This window comes from Streptomyces sp. NPDC001513 (assembly GCF_042894695.1).
In the GTDB taxonomy this organism is placed as follows: Bacteria; Actinomycetota; Actinomycetes; order Streptomycetales; family Streptomycetaceae; genus Streptomyces.
In genome coordinates, this window is record NZ_JBIAVU010000002.1 from 441,675 (window position 1) to 458,518 (window position 16,844).

At 72.5% G+C, this 16,844-nt stretch carries 17 protein-coding genes; 8 read left to right on the forward strand and 9 right to left on the reverse strand.

Features of this window, described 5'->3' with window-relative positions; genetic code table 11:
* The first annotated feature begins 126 nt into the window (after nucleotides 1-126).
* The 5 genes from ACFYZ4_RS05585 to ACFYZ4_RS05605 all read left to right on the forward strand — a co-directional run bounded on the left by ACFYZ4_RS05585 (nucleotide 127) and on the right by ACFYZ4_RS05605 (nucleotide 5,688).
* Nucleotides 127-1,662 carry an MFS transporter gene (locus ACFYZ4_RS05585; RefSeq protein ID WP_351298153.1) on the forward strand — a complete coding sequence of 512 codons (1,536 nt, stop codon included), beginning with the start codon at nucleotides 127-129 and terminating at the stop codon, nucleotides 1,660-1,662.
* A 74-nt stretch (nucleotides 1,663-1,736) separates the two neighbouring features.
* A complete protein-coding gene (locus ACFYZ4_RS05590; RefSeq protein ID WP_384346658.1) occupies nucleotides 1,737-2,177 on the forward strand; it encodes an SRPBCC family protein in 441 nt (146 codons plus the stop codon).
* 52 nt (nucleotides 2,178-2,229) lie between these two features.
* Nucleotides 2,230-3,597 carry a carotenoid oxygenase family protein gene (locus ACFYZ4_RS05595; protein WP_390783148.1) on the forward strand — a complete coding sequence of 456 codons (1,368 nt, stop codon included), beginning with the start codon at nucleotides 2,230-2,232 and terminating at the stop codon, nucleotides 3,595-3,597.
* Between the two features lie 109 nt (nucleotides 3,598-3,706).
* The gene (locus tag ACFYZ4_RS05600) at nucleotides 3,707-5,188 is read left to right on the forward strand and encodes an alpha/beta fold hydrolase (RefSeq protein ID WP_390783149.1); all 1,482 of its coding nucleotides are present in this window, start codon (nucleotides 3,707-3,709) and stop codon (nucleotides 5,186-5,188) included.
* A gap of 260 nt (nucleotides 5,189-5,448) precedes the next feature.
* The gene (locus ACFYZ4_RS05605) at nucleotides 5,449-5,688 is read left to right on the forward strand and encodes a hypothetical protein (RefSeq protein ID WP_390783150.1); all 240 of its coding nucleotides are present in this window, start codon (nucleotides 5,449-5,451) and stop codon (nucleotides 5,686-5,688) included.
* Between the two features lie 16 nt (nucleotides 5,689-5,704).
* Here ACFYZ4_RS05605 and ACFYZ4_RS05610 read toward each other — a convergent pair whose 3' ends face one another.
* The 4 genes from ACFYZ4_RS05610 to ACFYZ4_RS05625 form a co-directional block, all read right to left on the reverse strand.
* Nucleotides 5,705-6,697, reverse strand: a complete 993-nt coding sequence (locus ACFYZ4_RS05610) for a 3-oxoacyl-ACP synthase III family protein (RefSeq protein WP_390783151.1) — start codon at nucleotides 6,695-6,697, stop codon at nucleotides 5,705-5,707.
* Complete coding sequence (locus ACFYZ4_RS05615) at nucleotides 6,694-7,605, reverse strand: SDR family oxidoreductase (RefSeq protein ID WP_390783152.1); 912 nt, start codon at nucleotides 7,603-7,605, stop codon at nucleotides 6,694-6,696. Before ACFYZ4_RS05615 ends, ACFYZ4_RS05610 begins: the two co-directional genes overlap by 4 nt.
* 175 nt (nucleotides 7,606-7,780) lie before the next feature.
* The gene (locus tag ACFYZ4_RS05620) at nucleotides 7,781-8,776 is read right to left on the reverse strand and encodes a hypothetical protein (protein WP_351287329.1); all 996 of its coding nucleotides are present in this window, start codon (nucleotides 8,774-8,776) and stop codon (nucleotides 7,781-7,783) included.
* A 66-nt stretch (nucleotides 8,777-8,842) separates the two neighbouring features.
* Entirely contained in the window at nucleotides 8,843-9,736 is an 894-nt protein-coding gene (locus ACFYZ4_RS05625) for a helix-turn-helix transcriptional regulator (protein ID WP_351287328.1), read from the reverse strand.
* Between the two features lie 142 nt (nucleotides 9,737-9,878).
* Here ACFYZ4_RS05625 and ACFYZ4_RS05630 point away from each other — a divergent pair, with 142 nt between their 5' ends.
* Complete coding sequence (locus ACFYZ4_RS05630) at nucleotides 9,879-10,406, forward strand: SRPBCC family protein (protein ID WP_351287326.1); 528 nt, start codon at nucleotides 9,879-9,881, stop codon at nucleotides 10,404-10,406.
* Nucleotides 10,407-10,412: 6 nt separating this feature from the next.
* Here the strand turns inward: ACFYZ4_RS05630 and ACFYZ4_RS05635 are convergent, their stop codons facing one another.
* A complete protein-coding gene (locus ACFYZ4_RS05635) occupies nucleotides 10,413-11,285 on the reverse strand; it encodes a LysR family transcriptional regulator (protein ID WP_351287324.1) in 873 nt (290 codons plus the stop codon).
* Nucleotides 11,286-11,380: 95 nt separating this feature from the next.
* Between ACFYZ4_RS05635 and ACFYZ4_RS05640 the strand changes: the two genes are divergently transcribed.
* Complete coding sequence (locus ACFYZ4_RS05640; protein WP_351287323.1) at nucleotides 11,381-12,112, forward strand: SDR family NAD(P)-dependent oxidoreductase; 732 nt, start codon at nucleotides 11,381-11,383, stop codon at nucleotides 12,110-12,112.
* A 71-nt stretch (nucleotides 12,113-12,183) separates the two neighbouring features.
* The gene (locus ACFYZ4_RS05645; protein WP_351287321.1) at nucleotides 12,184-13,215 is read left to right on the forward strand and encodes a MerR family transcriptional regulator; all 1,032 of its coding nucleotides are present in this window, start codon (nucleotides 12,184-12,186) and stop codon (nucleotides 13,213-13,215) included.
* On the opposite strand, the gene ACFYZ4_RS05650 is transcribed toward ACFYZ4_RS05645, so the two are convergent.
* The 4 genes from ACFYZ4_RS05650 to ACFYZ4_RS05665 are packed head-to-tail and all read right to left on the reverse strand — an operon-like array spanning nucleotide 13,204 to nucleotide 16,815.
* Complete coding sequence (locus tag ACFYZ4_RS05650) at nucleotides 13,204-13,854, reverse strand: alpha/beta fold hydrolase (protein ID WP_351287320.1); 651 nt, start codon at nucleotides 13,852-13,854, stop codon at nucleotides 13,204-13,206. The genes ACFYZ4_RS05645 and ACFYZ4_RS05650 overlap by 12 nt on opposite strands.
* Nucleotides 13,851-14,675, reverse strand: coding sequence for a DUF1295 domain-containing protein (locus ACFYZ4_RS05655; protein WP_351287319.1), 825 nt, complete (start codon nucleotides 14,673-14,675; stop codon nucleotides 13,851-13,853). Before ACFYZ4_RS05655 ends, ACFYZ4_RS05650 begins: the two co-directional genes overlap by 4 nt.
* Nucleotides 14,672-16,048 carry a cyclopropane-fatty-acyl-phospholipid synthase family protein gene (locus ACFYZ4_RS05660; protein WP_351287318.1) on the reverse strand — a complete coding sequence of 459 codons (1,377 nt, stop codon included), beginning with the start codon at nucleotides 16,046-16,048 and terminating at the stop codon, nucleotides 14,672-14,674. The genes ACFYZ4_RS05655 and ACFYZ4_RS05660 overlap by 4 nt, the downstream gene beginning before the upstream one ends.
* Nucleotides 16,045-16,815: a DUF1365 domain-containing protein gene (locus tag ACFYZ4_RS05665; protein WP_351287353.1), complete on the reverse strand. Its 771-nt coding sequence runs from the start codon at nucleotides 16,813-16,815 to the stop codon at nucleotides 16,045-16,047. Before ACFYZ4_RS05665 ends, ACFYZ4_RS05660 begins: the two co-directional genes overlap by 4 nt.
* Between the last annotated feature and the right edge of the window lie 29 nt (nucleotides 16,816-16,844).

Below are 16,844 nucleotides of genomic sequence, written 5' to 3' on the forward strand. Positions count from 1 at the left end.
CGTCCCGCCGGCGGGGCGGATCGGGCGGACCTGGCGGACCCGGTGGACAGGCGCGGACAGCAGTGGACAGTGCCGGTCCCCGCCGGGTCTGGAGAGTGGACACCGGCCGACGCGAGTCTGTGCGTCATGAACGCAGCACGCACACAGACGGACCAGGCGGTACGCCGGGCCCCCCGGCCGGGAGCGGTGCTCGCGGCGCTCGCCGCGGCCCAGTTCACCGTGATGCTCGCCACCTCGATCGTCAACGTGGCGCTCCCGCAGATCCGGGCCGGGGCCGGTCTCTCGGACGGCGGGACCACCTGGGTGGTCAACGCCTACGGGCTCGCGTTCGGGGCGCTGCTCCTGGCGGGCGGACGGCTGGCCGACCTCCTCGGCCGCCGCCGGGTGCTCATCGCCGGGCTCGCGCTGTTCGCGCTGGCCTCCCTGGCGGCGGGACTGGCCGCCTCCTCGGAGGTGCTGATCGCGGCCCGCGCCCTCCAGGGGGTCGGCGCCGCCGCCATCGCCCCGGCCGCGCTCGCCCTGGCGCTGGACGGGTTCCCGTCCGGCCCCGGGCGCGGCAGGGCACTGGGCGTGTGGGGAGCGGTGTCCGGCGCGGGCGGAGCGGGCGGCGTCCTGCTGGGCGGTGCGCTCACCCAGGCCTGGGGCTGGCCCTGGATCTTCCACTCGGTCGCACTCGGAGCGACGCTGGTCCTGGTCGCCGTGGCGGTGCTCGTACCCCTGGCACCCGGACAGATGACCGGACGGATGACCGGGCGGAAGGACGGGACGGCGGCCGGAGGCTTCGACCTGCTGGGCACCGCCACGGTCACCCTCGCCCTGACCTGCCTGGTCTGGGGTCTCACCACCGCACGCGGCACCGGCTGGACCGACTCCGGGGTGCTGGGCGCCCTCGGCGCCGCCGCGGCGCTGCTCGTGGCCTTCGCCGTGATCGAGCTCCGCCGGCCGAACGCGCTGATTCCGCCCCGGCTGTTCCGTACCGGCCGGGTCGCCGCGGGCAACCTGCTGATGGCCCTGCTGGGGTCCGTATGGATCGCCCTGTTCTTCTTCCTTCCGCTCTACCAGCAGCAGGTGCTCGGATCCAGCCCCTTGGTCACGGGAGCGGGGCAACTCCCCCTCGCCGCCGCCAACATGCTCGGCTCCGTCCTCGCCCCGCGCATCTCGCGGCGCATCGGCGCCCGTGTCACCGTCACCGCGTCCCTGCTCACCGAGGCCGCCGGACTGCTGTGGCTGTCACGGATCCGCGCCGACGGAAGCTACCTCGTCGACATCCTCGGCCCGAGCATCCTGATCGGCCTGGGTCTGAGCATCGCGCTCGTCCAGCTCACCGCACTCGCCGTGGACGGCGTACCGCGGGAGGACGCGGGGCTCGCCGGCGGACTGGTGAACACCACCCGGCAGGTCGGCGGCGCCATCGGCCTGGCCGCCCTCGCCACCCTGGCCGGCTCCGTCACCGCCCACGCGGCCACCCTTCAGCCCCACCTGGAGGCCCTGACCGCCGGCTACCGGACCGCCTTCGCGGTCTCCGCCGCGGTGTTGGCCGCGACGGCCTTCCTCGCGCTGTTCCTCACCCGCCCGCCCGGCACACGTACCGCAACCGCCGCGGCCCAACCGGCTTCCGACCCGGAGCCGTCACCGCCCTCCCCGATCCCGCTGAACCGATAGACCGCCGGGCCGCCGGACCCCCGGATCGGCCCGCACCACCGGCACATCCCGACACACAGGAAGCACACACAGCCATGGTCACCATCGACGAAACCGCACCCGTCATCGTCCGCCTGTCCACCGTGATCGACGCCCCGCTCACAACGGTGTGGGACCTCCACACCGCCGTCGCCGCCTGGCCCACCTGGAACCCCGACGTCGACCAGACGGAGCTCGACGCCCCGCTCGCCCCCGGCACCTCCTTCACCTGGCGGACGCACGGCCTGGACATCACCTCCACCGTGCGCGAGCTGGTCCCCGGCGCGCGGATCGTGTGGGGCGGCCCCGCCGCCGGCATCACCGGCATCCACGTGTGGACCTTCGAGGAGACCGGCGGCCGGGTCACCGTCCGCACCGAGGAGTCCTGGAGCGGCGCCCCGGTCGACGCCGCGACCGACGAGCTCGGCAAGGCCCTCCACGACTCCCTGGAGAGCTGGCTCTCCCACCTCAAGGCACGCGCCGAACACGCCGCCTGACCACGCACTCCCAGGCCCCATCCCACCTCACCCACAGAAAGAGGATCCCGCCATGACCACCGCCCCGAAGCCGTACCTGACCGGCCACTACACCCCGGCCGTCGACGAGATCACCGCCACCGAGCTGACCGTCGAGGGCTCCCTGCCCCCCGAGCTGACCGGCCGGCTGATCCGCAACAGCCACAACCCCAAGCCCGGCGTGACCCCCACCCACTGGTTCAAGGGCAGCGGCATGGTCCACGGCATCCGGCTGCGCGAGGGCCGCGCCGAGTGGTACCGCAACCGCTGGGTGCACACCCCTGCCCTCGACGGCGCCCCGTACATGACCGATCGCGGCCCCGACCTGACCGCCAGTACCGCCGGCACGCACGTCATCGAACACGGAGGCCGTCTCCTGGCCCTGTGCGAGGCGAACCTCCCCTTCGAGCTCACCCGGGACCTCGACACCGTCGGCGCCTACGACTTCGACGGCAAGCTGACCGGCGCGATGACCGCACACCCCAAGGAGGACCCGGTCACCGGCGAGCTCCACTTCTTCGGCTCCTCGCCGTTCCCGCCGTTCCTCACCTACTACGTGGCCGACGCCAAGGGCGAGCTCTTCCACAGCGCCGAGGTGCCAGGGGCGACCGCCTCCCTCAAGCACGACTTCGCCCTCACCCGCCATCACGTGATCTTCATCGAGGGCAACGTCACCTTCGACCCCACCGAGCACTCCGGCATCCCCTACGGCTGGAACGACCAGCAGCCCGCCCGCATCGGTGTCATGCCGCGCGGCACCGAGGGCGCCCGGCACGTGCGCTGGTTCTCCATCGAGCCGGGCAACATGCTGCACGTGGCCAACGCCTACGAGGACGGCCAGGGACGCATCGTCCTGGAAGGCCCCACCGTGGACCGCGAGGGCTTCCGGCTCTCGTGGAACTGGTGGGTCGGCGCGCCCGGACGCGGCGCCGAGCCCAACACCCGCTCCTACACGCGCCGCTGGGTGATCGACCTGGCCGACGGCACCGTCGGCGAGCAGATCATCGACGACCTGCCGGTGGAGTTCCCGACCCTCAACGAGGAGTACCTGGGCGCCGAGAACCGCTACGGGTACGCCATCTCCTTCCCCGACGAGAACGGCTTCGGCGGCTACGGCGTCGTCAAGTACGACCGCACCACCGGCGCGCGTCGCATCCACCGGGTCGGTGACGCCCGCCTTCCCAGCGAGGCCGTGTTCGTCCCCGCCGCCCATGCCACGTGCGAGGACGACGGCTATCTGCTGACCGTCGTCTCCGACCTCAAGCAGGACGCCTCCCAGCTCCTGGTCCTCGACGCCTCCGGGCTGGACCGGATCGCCACCGTCCACCTGCCGCGCCGGGTCACCGGCGGCATCCACGGCTCCTGGATCCCCGACAGCGACCCGGAGGCCGACGCGAGCTGAGCGCGGCTCGGATCCCCCCGTACCACGCCTCGTATCCACACGTCCGAGACGTCCGAGACGGCCCAGACCGCCGACACGGCCGAGGCACCCGAACAAGGAACACCGACACATGAGAAGACATCGCAGATACGCCGGCTGGGCCGCCGCCCTGGCCGTGCTCGCGACCGCCCTGGCCGTTCCGGCGCTCGCCCAGCCGGAGCACGAGGAGGACCGGGGCAGCGCCGCCCGCAGCATCGAGTGGCACGACTGCGCCGACCCGGACTTCAAACAGATGCAGTGCGGATCGATCCCCGTACCGGTGGACTGGTCCCAACCGGACTCCGGCAGCCTCACCCTCTCGCTGGTCCGCCGGCCCGCCGACGACGGGGCGCACCGCCAGGGTGCCCTGTTGCTCAACGACGGCGCGGGCGGTTCCTCGATCGAACAGCTGCGGCTCGCGATGCGCATCGGGCTGCCGCAGTTCGCCGGGGACATGACCCGTAAGTTCGACCTCGTCGCCGTGGATCCGCGCGGAGTGGGTCACAGCACGCCGATCGTGTGCGGGGAAGAACTCAAACCCGCCGGAGTGAGCCACTTCCCACAGGACCAGGCCGCCTTCGACCGGCTCGCGGCCCACAACCGCGCCTTCGCCGAGGACTGCCTGCGCCGCAACGGCCCCCTCACCGGCCGCGTCGACCTGACCAGCACCGCGCGGGACATCGAGGCGGTCCGGATCGGCCTGGGCGAGCGCCAGTTGAACTGGTACGGGATCCACTACAGCACGCTCCTCGGGCGCACCTATGCCCGGCTGTACCCCGGCACGCTGCGCACGATGGTCCTCGACACCGCCCTGGACGACACCGCTCCGCCGCTCTCGCAGGTCACCCGGGAAGCGGCCGCCGCCGAGACGGCCTTCAACCGTTTCACCGCCTGGTGCGCCACCTCCCAGGACTGCGCCCTGTACGGCAAGGACGCCGCGGCCGAGTACGACGCACTCGTCGCCCTGGCCGACCGCGAGCCGATCCCGACCGGGGGCCTGGCCCACCGGCCGCTGACCGGTGAGGACATCCGCGAGGCGACGCAGGACTACCTGACGCTGTCCGGTCTCACCTGGCCGGAGCTGGCGCGTGCCGTCGTCAACGCGCAGAAGGGAGACGCGACCGCCTTCACCCGCGATCCGGACAACACCCTCGACCCCGTCCAGGTACAGGTGCCCGCCTGCCTGGACAGCGCCCGCCCGGTGCAGACCTTCGCCCAACTCGCCGAACTGCAACGGGAACTCGCCCGCGTGTCCCCGCACCTGGGCGGCGCCGTACGCTCGTACAAGGCCCTCGCCGGCTGCCTCGGCTCGCCCCTCCCGAGCATGCCCGTCACGGCAGGGCCCCCGGTACACGGCGCGCCGCCCGCCCTGATCCTCCAGTCCACCCGCCAGGCCCTCGCCCCGTACGAGGCGGGCCCGGCCATGGCCGCCCAGCTCCCCGGCAGCGTGGTCCTCGCCCGGGAGGGCGACGACTACAGCATGTTCCTGCTCTCCCAGTGCGTCAGGGACGCCACCAACCACTACCTCACCACCGTCACCCTTCCCACCCCGGGCACCACCTGCACCACCTGAGCCCACCCACCACCCACCCAGGACACCCACGGGGCCGTTTCGGATCTCCTCCGAAACGGCCCCTGCTGTGTACGGACACCAGCAGGCAGGCGGAGCCCTGAGGGACGTGCCTCCGGTTCGTCCGGGTGCATCCGGAGCGATCGGGGCGGACGCTGGGTGAGGGTCCGTGCGCGGGCGACCGGGCCCTCGGTCGGCGAGCACCTCACCTCACGGGAAGTGATCGGCATGAGGACCATCTCCAGCGCGTACTCGAGTCCTACATGCGGAACACTGCCGAGCCCCTGACCAGCAGCAACGTGCACAAGACAACGTTCGACGGCCGTCCCGCCCTCGACGCGCGCCTGACCTCCGAGACGGAGGACGAGACCCTGACCGGCTTCATCCGCCTCATAGCGGACGACAAGCACCTCGTGCAGGCCCTGGCCCTCGGCCCCGAAGCGAACGAGAAGGCCCTGAAGGCCATGTACGAGCGGCTCCTCGACAGCCTCCGCATCCCCTGACCCGGTCGCCGGGATGTCACCAGCGCAGCAGCATCATCGCGGCGCTGGCGCCGCTGGCGAGTCCGAAGAGGGCGACCTGGTCGCCCGGGGCCAGCCGGCGGTGGCCGACGGCGTGGGCGAGTTGCAGGGGCAGCGTCGCGGCGGCGGCGTTCCCGGTGTGCGCGAAAGTGGGGATGATCTGCGGGGTGTCGATGCCCATGCGGGTGCGGAAGGCTTCGACGAAGGGCACGGACGGCTGGTGGACGCAGACGAGGTCGAGGTCGCGGACGTCGACGCGCTGTTCCTTGAGCCACTGGGCCGCCTGGACGTCAAGGTCGACGAACGAGCCCAGCAGGGCCTCGGAGTCGACGTGAAGACCTTGAGGGTGACCGGGGGCGTGGTGGGGGTCGTAGAGGGTGGCGGCGGGCCATCCCGCGGAGTTGGCGAGGAACACCGAGCCGGTGATGCCCGGCACGGGTGAGGACTCCACCAGAAGGGCGGCCCCCAGGTCGGCACCGGTCAGTGAGGTCAGTCCGGTGCGCAGCTGATCGCGAGTGAGGTTCCACCGGGAGAGGCGGGTGAGGGTTTCCCCGCAGGTGATCAGGACGCGGCGGTGCTGGCCGGTGCGGATGAGGGCGTCGGCGACCTGGAGGGCGTTGATGACGCTGTTGCAGGCGTTGCCGATGTCGAAGGCCGGGCAGGTCAGGCCCGTCTTCGCCGCGACGACATGGGCGTTGGCCGGTTCGCGGACGTCCGCGCTGACGGCGGCGAACAGCAGCAGGTCGATGTCGGCAGGTACCAGGCGGGCGGTGTGCAAGAGGCGGGCGGCGGCCCGGGCGGCGAGGTCGGAGGGCAGCTCTCCGGGGTCGGCGACGGCGCGTTCGTGCAGGCCGAAGGCGCGCCGTAAGAAGCCTGCGGGGAGGTTGAGGGCCGGGCTGTGCCGGTGGAGGAGTTGCTCGATCTCGGTGACGCGCTGGCGTCGGACGGGCAGGTGGACTGCGGCGTGGGTGATGCGGCTGTACGGGTTCACGCCGTCCCCTTCACGCGGTCGCGCTCTTCGTCGGGTTCAGGCCTTTCGTCGGGTTCGGGTTTCGGTGGTGTGGCGGGTGCGGGGATGCGGGGCAGCCCGGTCACGGTGTGCTTGATGCGGTCGGTGAGAGTCAGTGGCAGCAGGGTGTGGAGGGGGATCAGGAAGCGGGCGTCGCGGCCGACGACGTAGCGGGGACGCGGCCGGCGGGCCGTCAGACACGCCTGGACGGTGCGTGCCACCGGTTCGGGGCCGGGCACCCGGCGGTCCACGGCGGTGAACAGGCGGGCGGTGCTCTCGTATCCGGGGTTCGCCGGATCACGGAGGTCGTCGAGGTCGGTCAGGGCACGGCTGAGCATGGGGGTGGCGAACGCGCCGGGTTCCACCAGGCTGACGCGGACTCCGAGGTGCGCGGCCTCCACGCGCAGGCAGTGGGTGAGGGCCGAGAGGGCGTGCTTGCCCGCGCTGTACCAGGCGCCCATCGGCCAGGGGACCCGGCCCAGGCCCGAGGAGATGTTGACGATCCGGCCGCCGCCGCGGGCGGCCATGGCCGGCAGGACGAGCCGACACAGCCGAGCCGGACCGAGCAGATTCACCTCCAGCAGGCGGCGGGCCTGTTCGTCGTCCACGTCGGCGACCGCGCCCGCCTGTGGGATGCCGGCGTTGTTGACCAGCGCCCACGGTCCGCCACCCGTCATCTCGGCGCACTCCCGCAGCGCCTGGCGGCAGGATGCCTCGCACGCGACGTCCAGCCGAACGGTGCGCAGGGCCAGCCCCCGCTCGGCGGCTTCCGCCACGAGGTTGCGGGCCTTGTCCGTGTCGCGTGCACCGGCGATCACGTCCCAGCCGCTGCCCGCCAGACGGAACACGATCACCCGGCCGAATCCTCCGGTCGCCCCCGTCACGAGCACACTCCGCCCGCCCGACCCCGACCCTGACCACGCCCCCGCTGCCAACGCCCCACGCCCTTCCCTGCCCGGCTCACAGTGCCTCGGCCCGTAGGCCTCGACGCACCCCGCACCAGGACAACGACACGTCCCGATCGAGGTAGTGGCCCTACGGACCGGGACTACGGTCGGGACCTGATCACCTCCGCCGAGGAGTGTCCGGGCCGTTCAGGTGGGCCAGGAGGAGGTTGGGGTCCTTCGCCGTGACGTACGCGGCGCTCAGGACGTAGGCGGTGTCCCCGCGCAGGGCGATGGAGGTGGGGTTCTGCAGGCCGTCGGCGGCGTTCAGGACGGTGGAGTGGGTGCCGTCGGACTGGACGAGGGCGACCTCGCCGGGGCCGTTGAGGGCGGCCAGGATCTGGTCGCCGTGGCCGGTGAAGGCGAAGTCGTCGATCCCGGTCAGACCGGTGGCCCGGGTCTGGACCGGGCCGGCGCGACCGTCCCGCAGGACGGGTATGCGCAGCACGGTGCCCCGGTCGAGGTTGGTGACCCACAGCGCCCCGCCCCGGATCTTCAGCCCGTTGGCGCCGAGGAATCCGGTGGAGGCCAGTTCGGGGGCGGTGGACCAGGTCTGGGGGGTGCCTCCGGTGGTGGGCACGCTCGAGACGGTGCCGAGGACGGAGTCGGTGACGTAGAGGGTCCGGGTACGCGGGTCCAGGGCGAGGCCGTTGGGCAGGCCGCCCGCGGGCAGCGCGGCGATGCGCTGGGGTGTGCCGCCGGGGCGCAGGCGCCACAGGCCGGTCAGGTCGGCGGTGCCGGTGGCGTAGAGGAAGTACAGCGTGCCGTCGTGCGCGCGGACGATGCCGGTGGTCAGGGCGAAGCCCAGGACGGGGGTGTGGACGCCGCCGTCGGCGGGTGCGGGCAGGGTGGCCAGGATCCGGGTGGATCCCCCGGGGGTGATACGGGCGACCTGGCGGGCGGCGGCGAAGGTGACGTACGCGCTGCCGTCGGGAGCCAGCGCGATGTTCTCGGGCGTCTGGTGCCGGGCCAGGTCGAAGTGCGCGGCGATGCGCGCGCAGCTCAGCGGGGCGGAGACGGCCGACGCGACGCCGGGGGTGGCCGCGACGACCGCTGCCCCGGTCAGTACGACGGCTGCCGCGGCGGTCTTGGACAGCGTGTGCTTGTTCCTGAACATGGTTCCTTCACTGTTTTCGGGCATGCGGCAGCGGTACGCCGACGCACGGGAGTTGGGTGGGTGCCGTCAGCCGGAGTTGGCCCGGATTCCCTGTCGCGCCTGTTCGTGCTGCGGGCTGACGACCTGGGCGAGCAGGGTCAGCGTGGTCCGGGAGGGCGAGTCGGCCTCGGTGGTGGCCACCACGATGTTCTGCCCCTGGTCCTGGCTCAGGGTCTGCTGGGTGACGGTCAGCGGGCCGACCAGCGGATGCCTCATCTCGTACGTCGCGACGGCGCACGCGGTGACGCGGTGGTCGGCCCACATCGAGGCGAACTCGGCGCTCTTCGCGCTCAGTTCACCCACCAGCGCGTGGAGCGCGGTGTCGTCCGGATGCCGGCCCGCGACCAGGCGCAGATTCCCCACCACTGCCCTGGCCTTGGCCGGCCAGTCGGCGTACAGATCACGGGTGTGTGCGTCGAGGAACACCAGCCGGGCCATGTTGGGCCGCTCCGCCGGCCGGTCCGGGGCGCCCGGGTCCAGGTGTCCGGCGAACAGCGCGTGGCCCAGCCGGTTCCATGCCAGGACGTCACTGCGGCGGCCGGTCACGATCGCCGGGACGTGAGCCAGCGCCTCCAGCAGCTGGCCGGTCGCCTCCGTCACCCGCTCGGGGGCGGGCCGGCGGCCTCGGCCCGAGCCGGTGGCCGAAGACCGGGCCAGGTCGTGCAGGTGCAGGCGCTCGGCCTCCTCCAGCCGCAGGGCCCGGGCGATCGCGTCCAGCACCTGGGGTGAGGCGTTCAGGGACTGCCCCTGTTCCAGCCGGGTGTAGTAGGAGACGCTGACACCCGCCAGCGACGCCAGCTCCTCGCGTCGGAGACCGGGCACCCGGCGCCGCTCCCCGTAGCCGGGTATCCCGAGATCCTCCGGTCGCAGCTGGGAGCGCCGCGTCTGGAGGAACTCCCCGAGCCGGACTTTTGCGTTCATGGCTCCGAGTATGGGCCGGGCCCGAACGCACAGCCTGACCCTGGCGTGGGTAGGCACCGGCGGGTCTGGCTCCCCGGGACGACCGGTGATGACGTGGGCGTCGCCGACACACGGCACCACCCCACCCGTCCAGGAGAACACCGTGAACACCGTGAACACCAGCACCAGCACCAGCAGCGCGCACGACCCCTTCGAGGTCCTGGACGCATCGGATTTCACCTTCACCCGGCGCGCCTGGGTCGATGCCGCGCCCGCCCGGGTCTACGACCTGGTCAGTGACGTGTCCGCGATCGGGCGCTGGAGCCCCAACGCGAGCGACGTCACCTTCGACCAGGGCGCCGGGCCCCGGGTCGGGGCCTGGTTCAGCGGCCGCAACCACAAGGACGGCAGGCAGTGGACCACCCGCTCCCAGGTCGTACGGGCCGACCCCGGCGCCGCCTTCGCCTTCGTGGTGGGCGGCGCCGAGGACGGCATCGTGCAGTGGAGCTGGACCTGCCACGCGCGGGGACGCGGAAGCGTCGTCGAGCAGTCCTGGCAACTCCTGCGCCTCGACCGCGTGCTGGGCACCACCCGCGGCGACCTCGACGCCCTGCGCGACTACATGACGGACAGCGTCGAAGCCACCCTGCTCTCCCTCGCCCAGTGGATCGCCGAAGCGCCGGCCGGGTGAACGGTGTCAGCAGCGTTCGTGGTCAACGTGCCCGAGTTGTGTGGCGGTTCGGACGAGGTCGGCGACCGCCGTGGACCGGCTGTGCGACGGCCAGGCGATCACGGTGGTGACCGTCGGCGCGTCCAGCACCGGCACGGCGGCGAGGTCGTCGGGCAGTTGGGCTCGGCACGACTCCGGTGAGACCGCGCAAGCACGGCCCAGCGCGACGAGCTGCAACAGCTGCGCATGATCGCGGACTTGCGGGCCGGGGCCGGACGGGTAGGTGCCGTCGGGGTCCGGCCAGCGTGGCAGGGGCAGGCCCGGCAGTCCGGTGATGTCGGCCATGTGCACGTGGGCCCGGACGGTGAGCGGATGCCCCGCCGGCAGGACCACGACCTGGCCCTCCGTACCGAGTTCTTCGGTGTCGAACCCGGCCGTCGAGTCGAACGGACGGTGCAGCAGCGCCACGTCGGCCCGGCCCTCGCGCAGGAGTCGTGCCTGCTCGGCCGGCCCGCACAGGATGACGTCGACGGGGACCGCGCCGGGTTCGGCGGCGTACGCGTCGAGCAGTTCCGCCAGCAGTTCGCGGGACGCGCTGGCCTTCGTGACCAGGACCAGGCCGGGACGGCCGGGGGTGGAAAGGGCGGCGCGCCGGGTCCGGCGCTCGGCGGCGTCGACCGCGTCGAGGGCCGCTCGGCCCTCGACCAGCAGCACCGAGCCGGCCTCGGTCAGCGTGACGGTGCGGCTGGTCCGGTCCAGCAGCGCTGCCCCGAGCCGGCGTTCGAGCTGCTGGACCGCCCGCGACAGAGGCGGCTGCGCGATGCCGAGCCGTTGCGCGGCGCGCCCGAAGTGCAGCTCCTCGGCGACCGCGACGAAGTAGCGCAGTTCCCTGGTCTCCATACGCGCACGCTACCCGGGATCAATACCCGGAGGGTATTGCTGCCCACCTCATCGGTCTTGGACCTCGCGGCGGGGTGCGGGGCAGCATGATGACCATGAGCGAACGAACGATTGCGCTGGTCACCGGCGCGAACAAGGGGATCGGGTACGAGATCGCCGCGGGCCTGGGAGCCCTCGGCTGGAGTGTCGGTGTCGGCGCCCGCGACGACGGGCGCCGTACGGCCGCGGTGGAGCGATTGCGTGCGGCCGGCGTCGACGCGTTCGGCGTACCGCTGGACGTGACCGACGACGCGAGCGCGAGCGCCGCCGCACGGCTGATCGAGGACCGGGCCGGGCGTCTCGACGTGCTCGTCAACAACGCCGCCATCACCGGCGGTATGCCGCAGGAGCCCACCCGGGTCGATCCCGCCACCATCCGGACGGTCGTGGAGACCAACGTGATCGGCGTCATCCGCGTCACCAACGCGATGTTGCCGCTGCTGCGCCGCTCCGCCGCACCACGGATCGTGAACATGTCCAGCAGCGTCGGCTCCCTCACCCGGCAGTCGGGAACCGCTGCCGAGCAGACGGCGGGCCCGGTGGCCGTGGCCTACGCGCCGTCGAAGACGTTCCTGAACGCCGTCACCCTCCAGTACGCCCGGGAGCTGAGCGGCACGAACATCCTGATCAACCTCGGCTGCCCCGGCTACGTCGCCACCGACCTCAACGGCTTCCGCGGCGTACGCACCCCCGAGCAGGGCGCGGCGATCGCCGTCACGCTCGCGACCCTCCCCGACGACGGCCCGACCGGCAGGTTCTTCAATGACGCCGGCGAACTGCCCTGGTGAGGTGAGAGGCAGGCACGGCCCGCGCGCCGACCACCATCCGGCAGGTCATGCCCACGCCGCAGCCTCGTAGAATGGGCGGCATGTCCGAATCGGCCCTCGGTGTCTCGACGGGTGCGGTGGCCCGGCGCCTGGGCGTCTCACCGACTACGGTGCGCTCCTGGGAGCAGCGGTACGGAATCGGCCCGGCCGTTCGCGAAAGCGGCAGGCACCGGCGCTGGATGCCGGGGGACGTGTCGATGCTCGAGGAAATGTGCCGGCTCACCTCGTCCGGCATCCCGCCCGCCGAGGCCGCCCGGGCAGCGGTGACCATGCGCCGTGAGCCGGATCCCGATGTCCGCGTCGAGCCCCCGCCACCCGTGCTGCGGGAAGCTGTCGTGCCGCCGGCCGGCCCGCGGCGGACCCGTCAGCCCGGTTCGGGCAATGGGCTGCCCCTCGGTGAGGTGCGGCAGGAGTGTCGCGGGCTGGCGCGTGCCGCGGTGCGGCTCGACGGCCCGGCCATGGAGGCCTTGTTGCGGAACGCGATGGAGGTCCATGGCCTGGTGACCGCGTGGGAGGAGGTGATGGCGCCGACGCTCCATGCCGCGGGCCGCAAGTGGGAATCCTCGGACGACCGGTACGTCGAGGTGGAGCATCTGCTGTCCTGGCACGTGTCGACCGCGCTGCGGCGCGCGGCAGCCACCCCGCCCCTGGTCTCGTCCCACAGGGCACCGGTGGTGCTGGCCTGCCTTCCCGGGGAGCAGCACACGCTGCCGCTGGAGGCGCTGGCGGCGGGACTGGCCGAACGGGGACTGCCGCTCCGCATGTTCGGCGCGGCGGTGTCCGCGGAGGCCCTGCGGGCGGCTGTGTGCCGGTCGGGTCCGGCTGCGGTCGTGCTGTGGTCACAGTCCCGCTCCACTGCGGACAGCGCTCTGGCCCGGCAGGTGGCGTCGACGGCCTTCGGCCTCAGAGGGGCAAGGACCACGCCTCTGGTCCTCCTCGCGGGCCCTGGCTGGTCCGCGCGGGCCGCGGCTGCGGGCATGACGCGTCCTCGCGGGTTGCGGGAGGCACTGGATACGATCTCCGGCCTGTACGCGGAGCCGGACGCCGCCTCCTCACCGCCGTGACAGCATTCCCGCGACGATTTCGGCAGTGCGCCGATGCCACAGTCCGCCGCCGCGCAGCATGGTGTGCCGGCCTGCGGGCATGGGTATCCCCCGCGCGACCGCGCCGGCGGCGCATGCGAGGCGGACGAAGTCCCACGATTGCCGCGCCGAGGTGATCCGGTCCTTCTCGTCGTGCAGCAGGTAGAGCTCGCGTCCGGCGAGATGGTCGACCGGTTCACCGGGCGGGCACCAGGGGGCGAGGGCGATCACTCCTCGTACGGACGGGTGCGCGGCGGCCCGTAGCGCGGCGCGGCCGCCCATGGAGTGGCCGATGAGGACGACGGGGATGTCGCCGTGGCATGCGCGGATCCGGGCCAGGGCGCCGAGGGCGTCCTGGGCGGCGTCGGCCCTGACGCCGTTCCAGCCGCGGTGGCGGTAGCGGAGCTCGGCGATGAGGACCGCCCGCCCGCGCAGGGCGCGCGTGACGGCGGCGGAGAAGGCGCGCATGCGCAGGGCGGGCAGGTTGAGCAGCGGCGGTGGGCGCAGGTCGTCGGCGCGTCCGCCGTGCAACAGAACGACCGCGGCGAAGGGGTCCTGCGGCGAGCGCCGGACGGCCAGGCCTCCGAGCGGGGTGTGGTGGGCGGCGGTGCCGATCTTCAACGTGTCCGGCTCCCGGGTCGTGTCGAACGTGGTGGTCGGGGGAGGAATCCGCTGGTGCGTGCCTGGTAGGCGGCGTACCCCGGGCGGTTGGCCATGTGGGCCTCCAGCAGACGTTTGCCGCTGCCCTTGATGAGCAGGGCGCTCATGACGAGCGGGGAGATGACGGTGACGGCCGCGGTCTGCCAGGTGGCGCAGGCCGTGAGGTAGAGGCCCCACCAGACGAGGAAGTCGCCGAAGTAGTTGGGGTGGCGGGTCCACGCCCACAGTCCGCGGTCCATGATGCGTCCCTTGTTCGCGGGATCGGCCTTGAACCGGGCGAGCTGGTGATCTCCCAGCGCTTCGAAGAACAGGCCGGCAGCCCACAGCAGGAGTCCGAGCGCGGCTGTGGCGTCCAGGGGCTCCGGCAGCAGCACGGCGGCTTGGACGGGGAGGGAGACCAGCCAGACCAGGGCGCCCTGGAGCAGGTAGACGCTGCGCAGCGCATAGAGCGCCGGGCTGCCCGATGCCCGGGCGAGCATGCGGGCGTACCGCGGGTCCTCCCCGTGTCCGCGTCCGCGCCGTGCGATGTGTACGGCGAGGCGGAGCCCCCACACGACGGTGGCGAGGGCCACCGCGGTCCGCCGGGCCGGGTCGCCGTATCCGGCCGAGAGGAACCAGGCGACGACGGCAACGGCCGCGAAGGCCAGACCCCAGGCGACGTCGACGATCCGGTGCACGCCTTTGACCAGGGCGACGGCGAAGGTCAGCAGCATGACCGTGAGCGCCGTACCCGCTGATGCGGCGAGGAGGGTGGCGAAGGCTCCGGCGTCGACGGCGGTCATGCGAGCGGCCCGTTCCCGTACCGGTGTGCCGGGGTGCGGGGCACCGCCGCTTCGCCACGGTCGGCTGCCGCCCGGCCGGGGCGCTCGGCGTCGGTGAGCACGAGCTGGCGTACGTCGAGGTAGTGAGCTCGGAAGCCGGCCTCGGAGTAGGCGAGGTAGAACTCCCACATCCGGCGGAAGGCACGGTCGAAGCCGAGGGCGGTCACCTCGGCGGACCCCTGGAGGAACTTCTCCCGCCACAGCCGCAGGGTTTCCGCGTAGTGGTCGCCGTAGCCGGTGTCGTGGACGAGGTGCAGTCCGGCGTCCTTGGTTTCCCGGGCGATGGCTTCCCGGGAGGGGATGAGGCCTCCGGGGAAGACGTACTTGCTGATCCAGGTGTGGGTGCGGGCGGTGTTCAGCATCTGCTCATGCGGCATGGTGATGGCCTGGAGGGCGACACGACCGCCAGGGGCCAGCAGCCGGCGCAGGGCGCCGAAGTAGGCGGGCCAGTACGCGACGCCCACGGCTTCGACCATCTCGACGCTCACGACGGCGTCGTACCTGCCTTCGACGCGTCGGTAGTCGCACAGTTCGACGGTGACCCGGTCGGCGACTCCGGCATCCGCGATGCGCCTCAGTGCGAGCTCACGCTGCTCCTGCGAGAGGGTGACGGTACGGACGTGGGCGCCGCGCGTGGCGGCCCGGATGGCGAGCTCGCCCCATCCGGTGCCGATCTCCAGGAGGTGGGTGCCGGGTCCGGTACCGGCGAGGTCGAGGAGCCTGTCGATCTTGCGGTGTTGTGCGGCGGGCAGCTGCGCGCTCGTGGCGGGCAAGGAGGTGAAGACGGCCGACGAGTAGCTGAGGGTGGGGTCCAGGAAGGTGGCGAAGAGGTCGTTGGACAGGTCGTAGTGGCGGTGGATGTTCTCGCGGGCCCCGTCGATGGTGTTCAGGTCCGAGGTGGGCCTGCGGTGGACCCAGGCGCCGCGCAGGCGGCGCAGCGTCCGGGGGACGAGTTCGTCGACGTGGCGGGCGAGGACGGTCAGGGCGCCGACGAGGTCATCGCTGTCCCATTCGCCTGCCATGTAGGACTCGCCGAAACCGATCAGGCCGTCGGCTCCGATCCGCCGGTAGAAGGTGTCCGGGTCGTGCAGGGTCAGGGTCGGCAGGCTTCCGCTTCCGTCCCGGGCCTGTTCGGGGATGCGTGCCCGACGGCTGGTGATCCGTACCCGCAACGGCAGGCGGGCGAAGGCGCGTTCCAGGATCCGGCGGGCAACGGCGGCGCGCAGGGCCGAGGTCGGGGGCACACGGGCGATGTCCGGCCAGAGGGTGGCGTCGACCGACTCTCGGCCGGCGCCGGCTTCGCCGTGGGGGGCGGGAGGGAGGGTGAGAGTCACAGCACCTCTTCCTGGACGGGATGGGCGGGGCGGGAGGGGTGGCTGGGGCAGGTGGGGCGAGTCGGGTAGGTAGGGCGGGTGGGCCGCGGTCTGACGGGGAGGCCTTTGAGGTAGAGGCGGATTCCGTGGCGGCGGATGCCGAGCGACACCCCGGCGGTCGACCACGGGTTGTGGAGTACGGCGGCGAGCAGAGCGCGGGTTCCGGCGGGGCGGTGGGTGCCGCGGACGGTGGCGGTCAGGGGACGTGAACCGTCGCCGTGGCAGAGCTGGATGGTGAGGTCGAGGCGGTCACCGGGCAGCGGGAGTCTCATCCGGTAGGTGCCCTCGACGCCGAGGAACGGAGAGACGTAGAAGTCCTTGGGCACCTCGTCACGGCCTTGGCCGTCGGGGTGCAGGAGATAACAGTGGCGCTCGCCGTAGGTGTTGTGGACCTCGGCCACGACGCAGACGAGGTGGCCGAACCTGTCGTGGCACCAGTACAGGGTCAGGGGGTTGAAGACGTGCCCCAGCACGCGCGCGTGGGCGAGCATCAGAACGTGCCCGTCGGCGTTGTCCACGCCCCGGCCCGCGAGGTAGGCGTCGAGGCCGGCGCGCAGGGTGGGGGCATCGCCCGCGAAGTGGTCCCGGGCATCGAAGCGGGCGAGCGGCCGCAGGATGCGCGGCAGGACCGGAAGGTCATCCACATCGACCAGCCACATGTACGTTCGGTGCCGCAGGCCGTGCCTGACGGGCGTGAGCCGGACGTGCCTCACCTCGGTCGCGTACAGGGCGGGAACACGGGGCGCCGTCCCTGGTG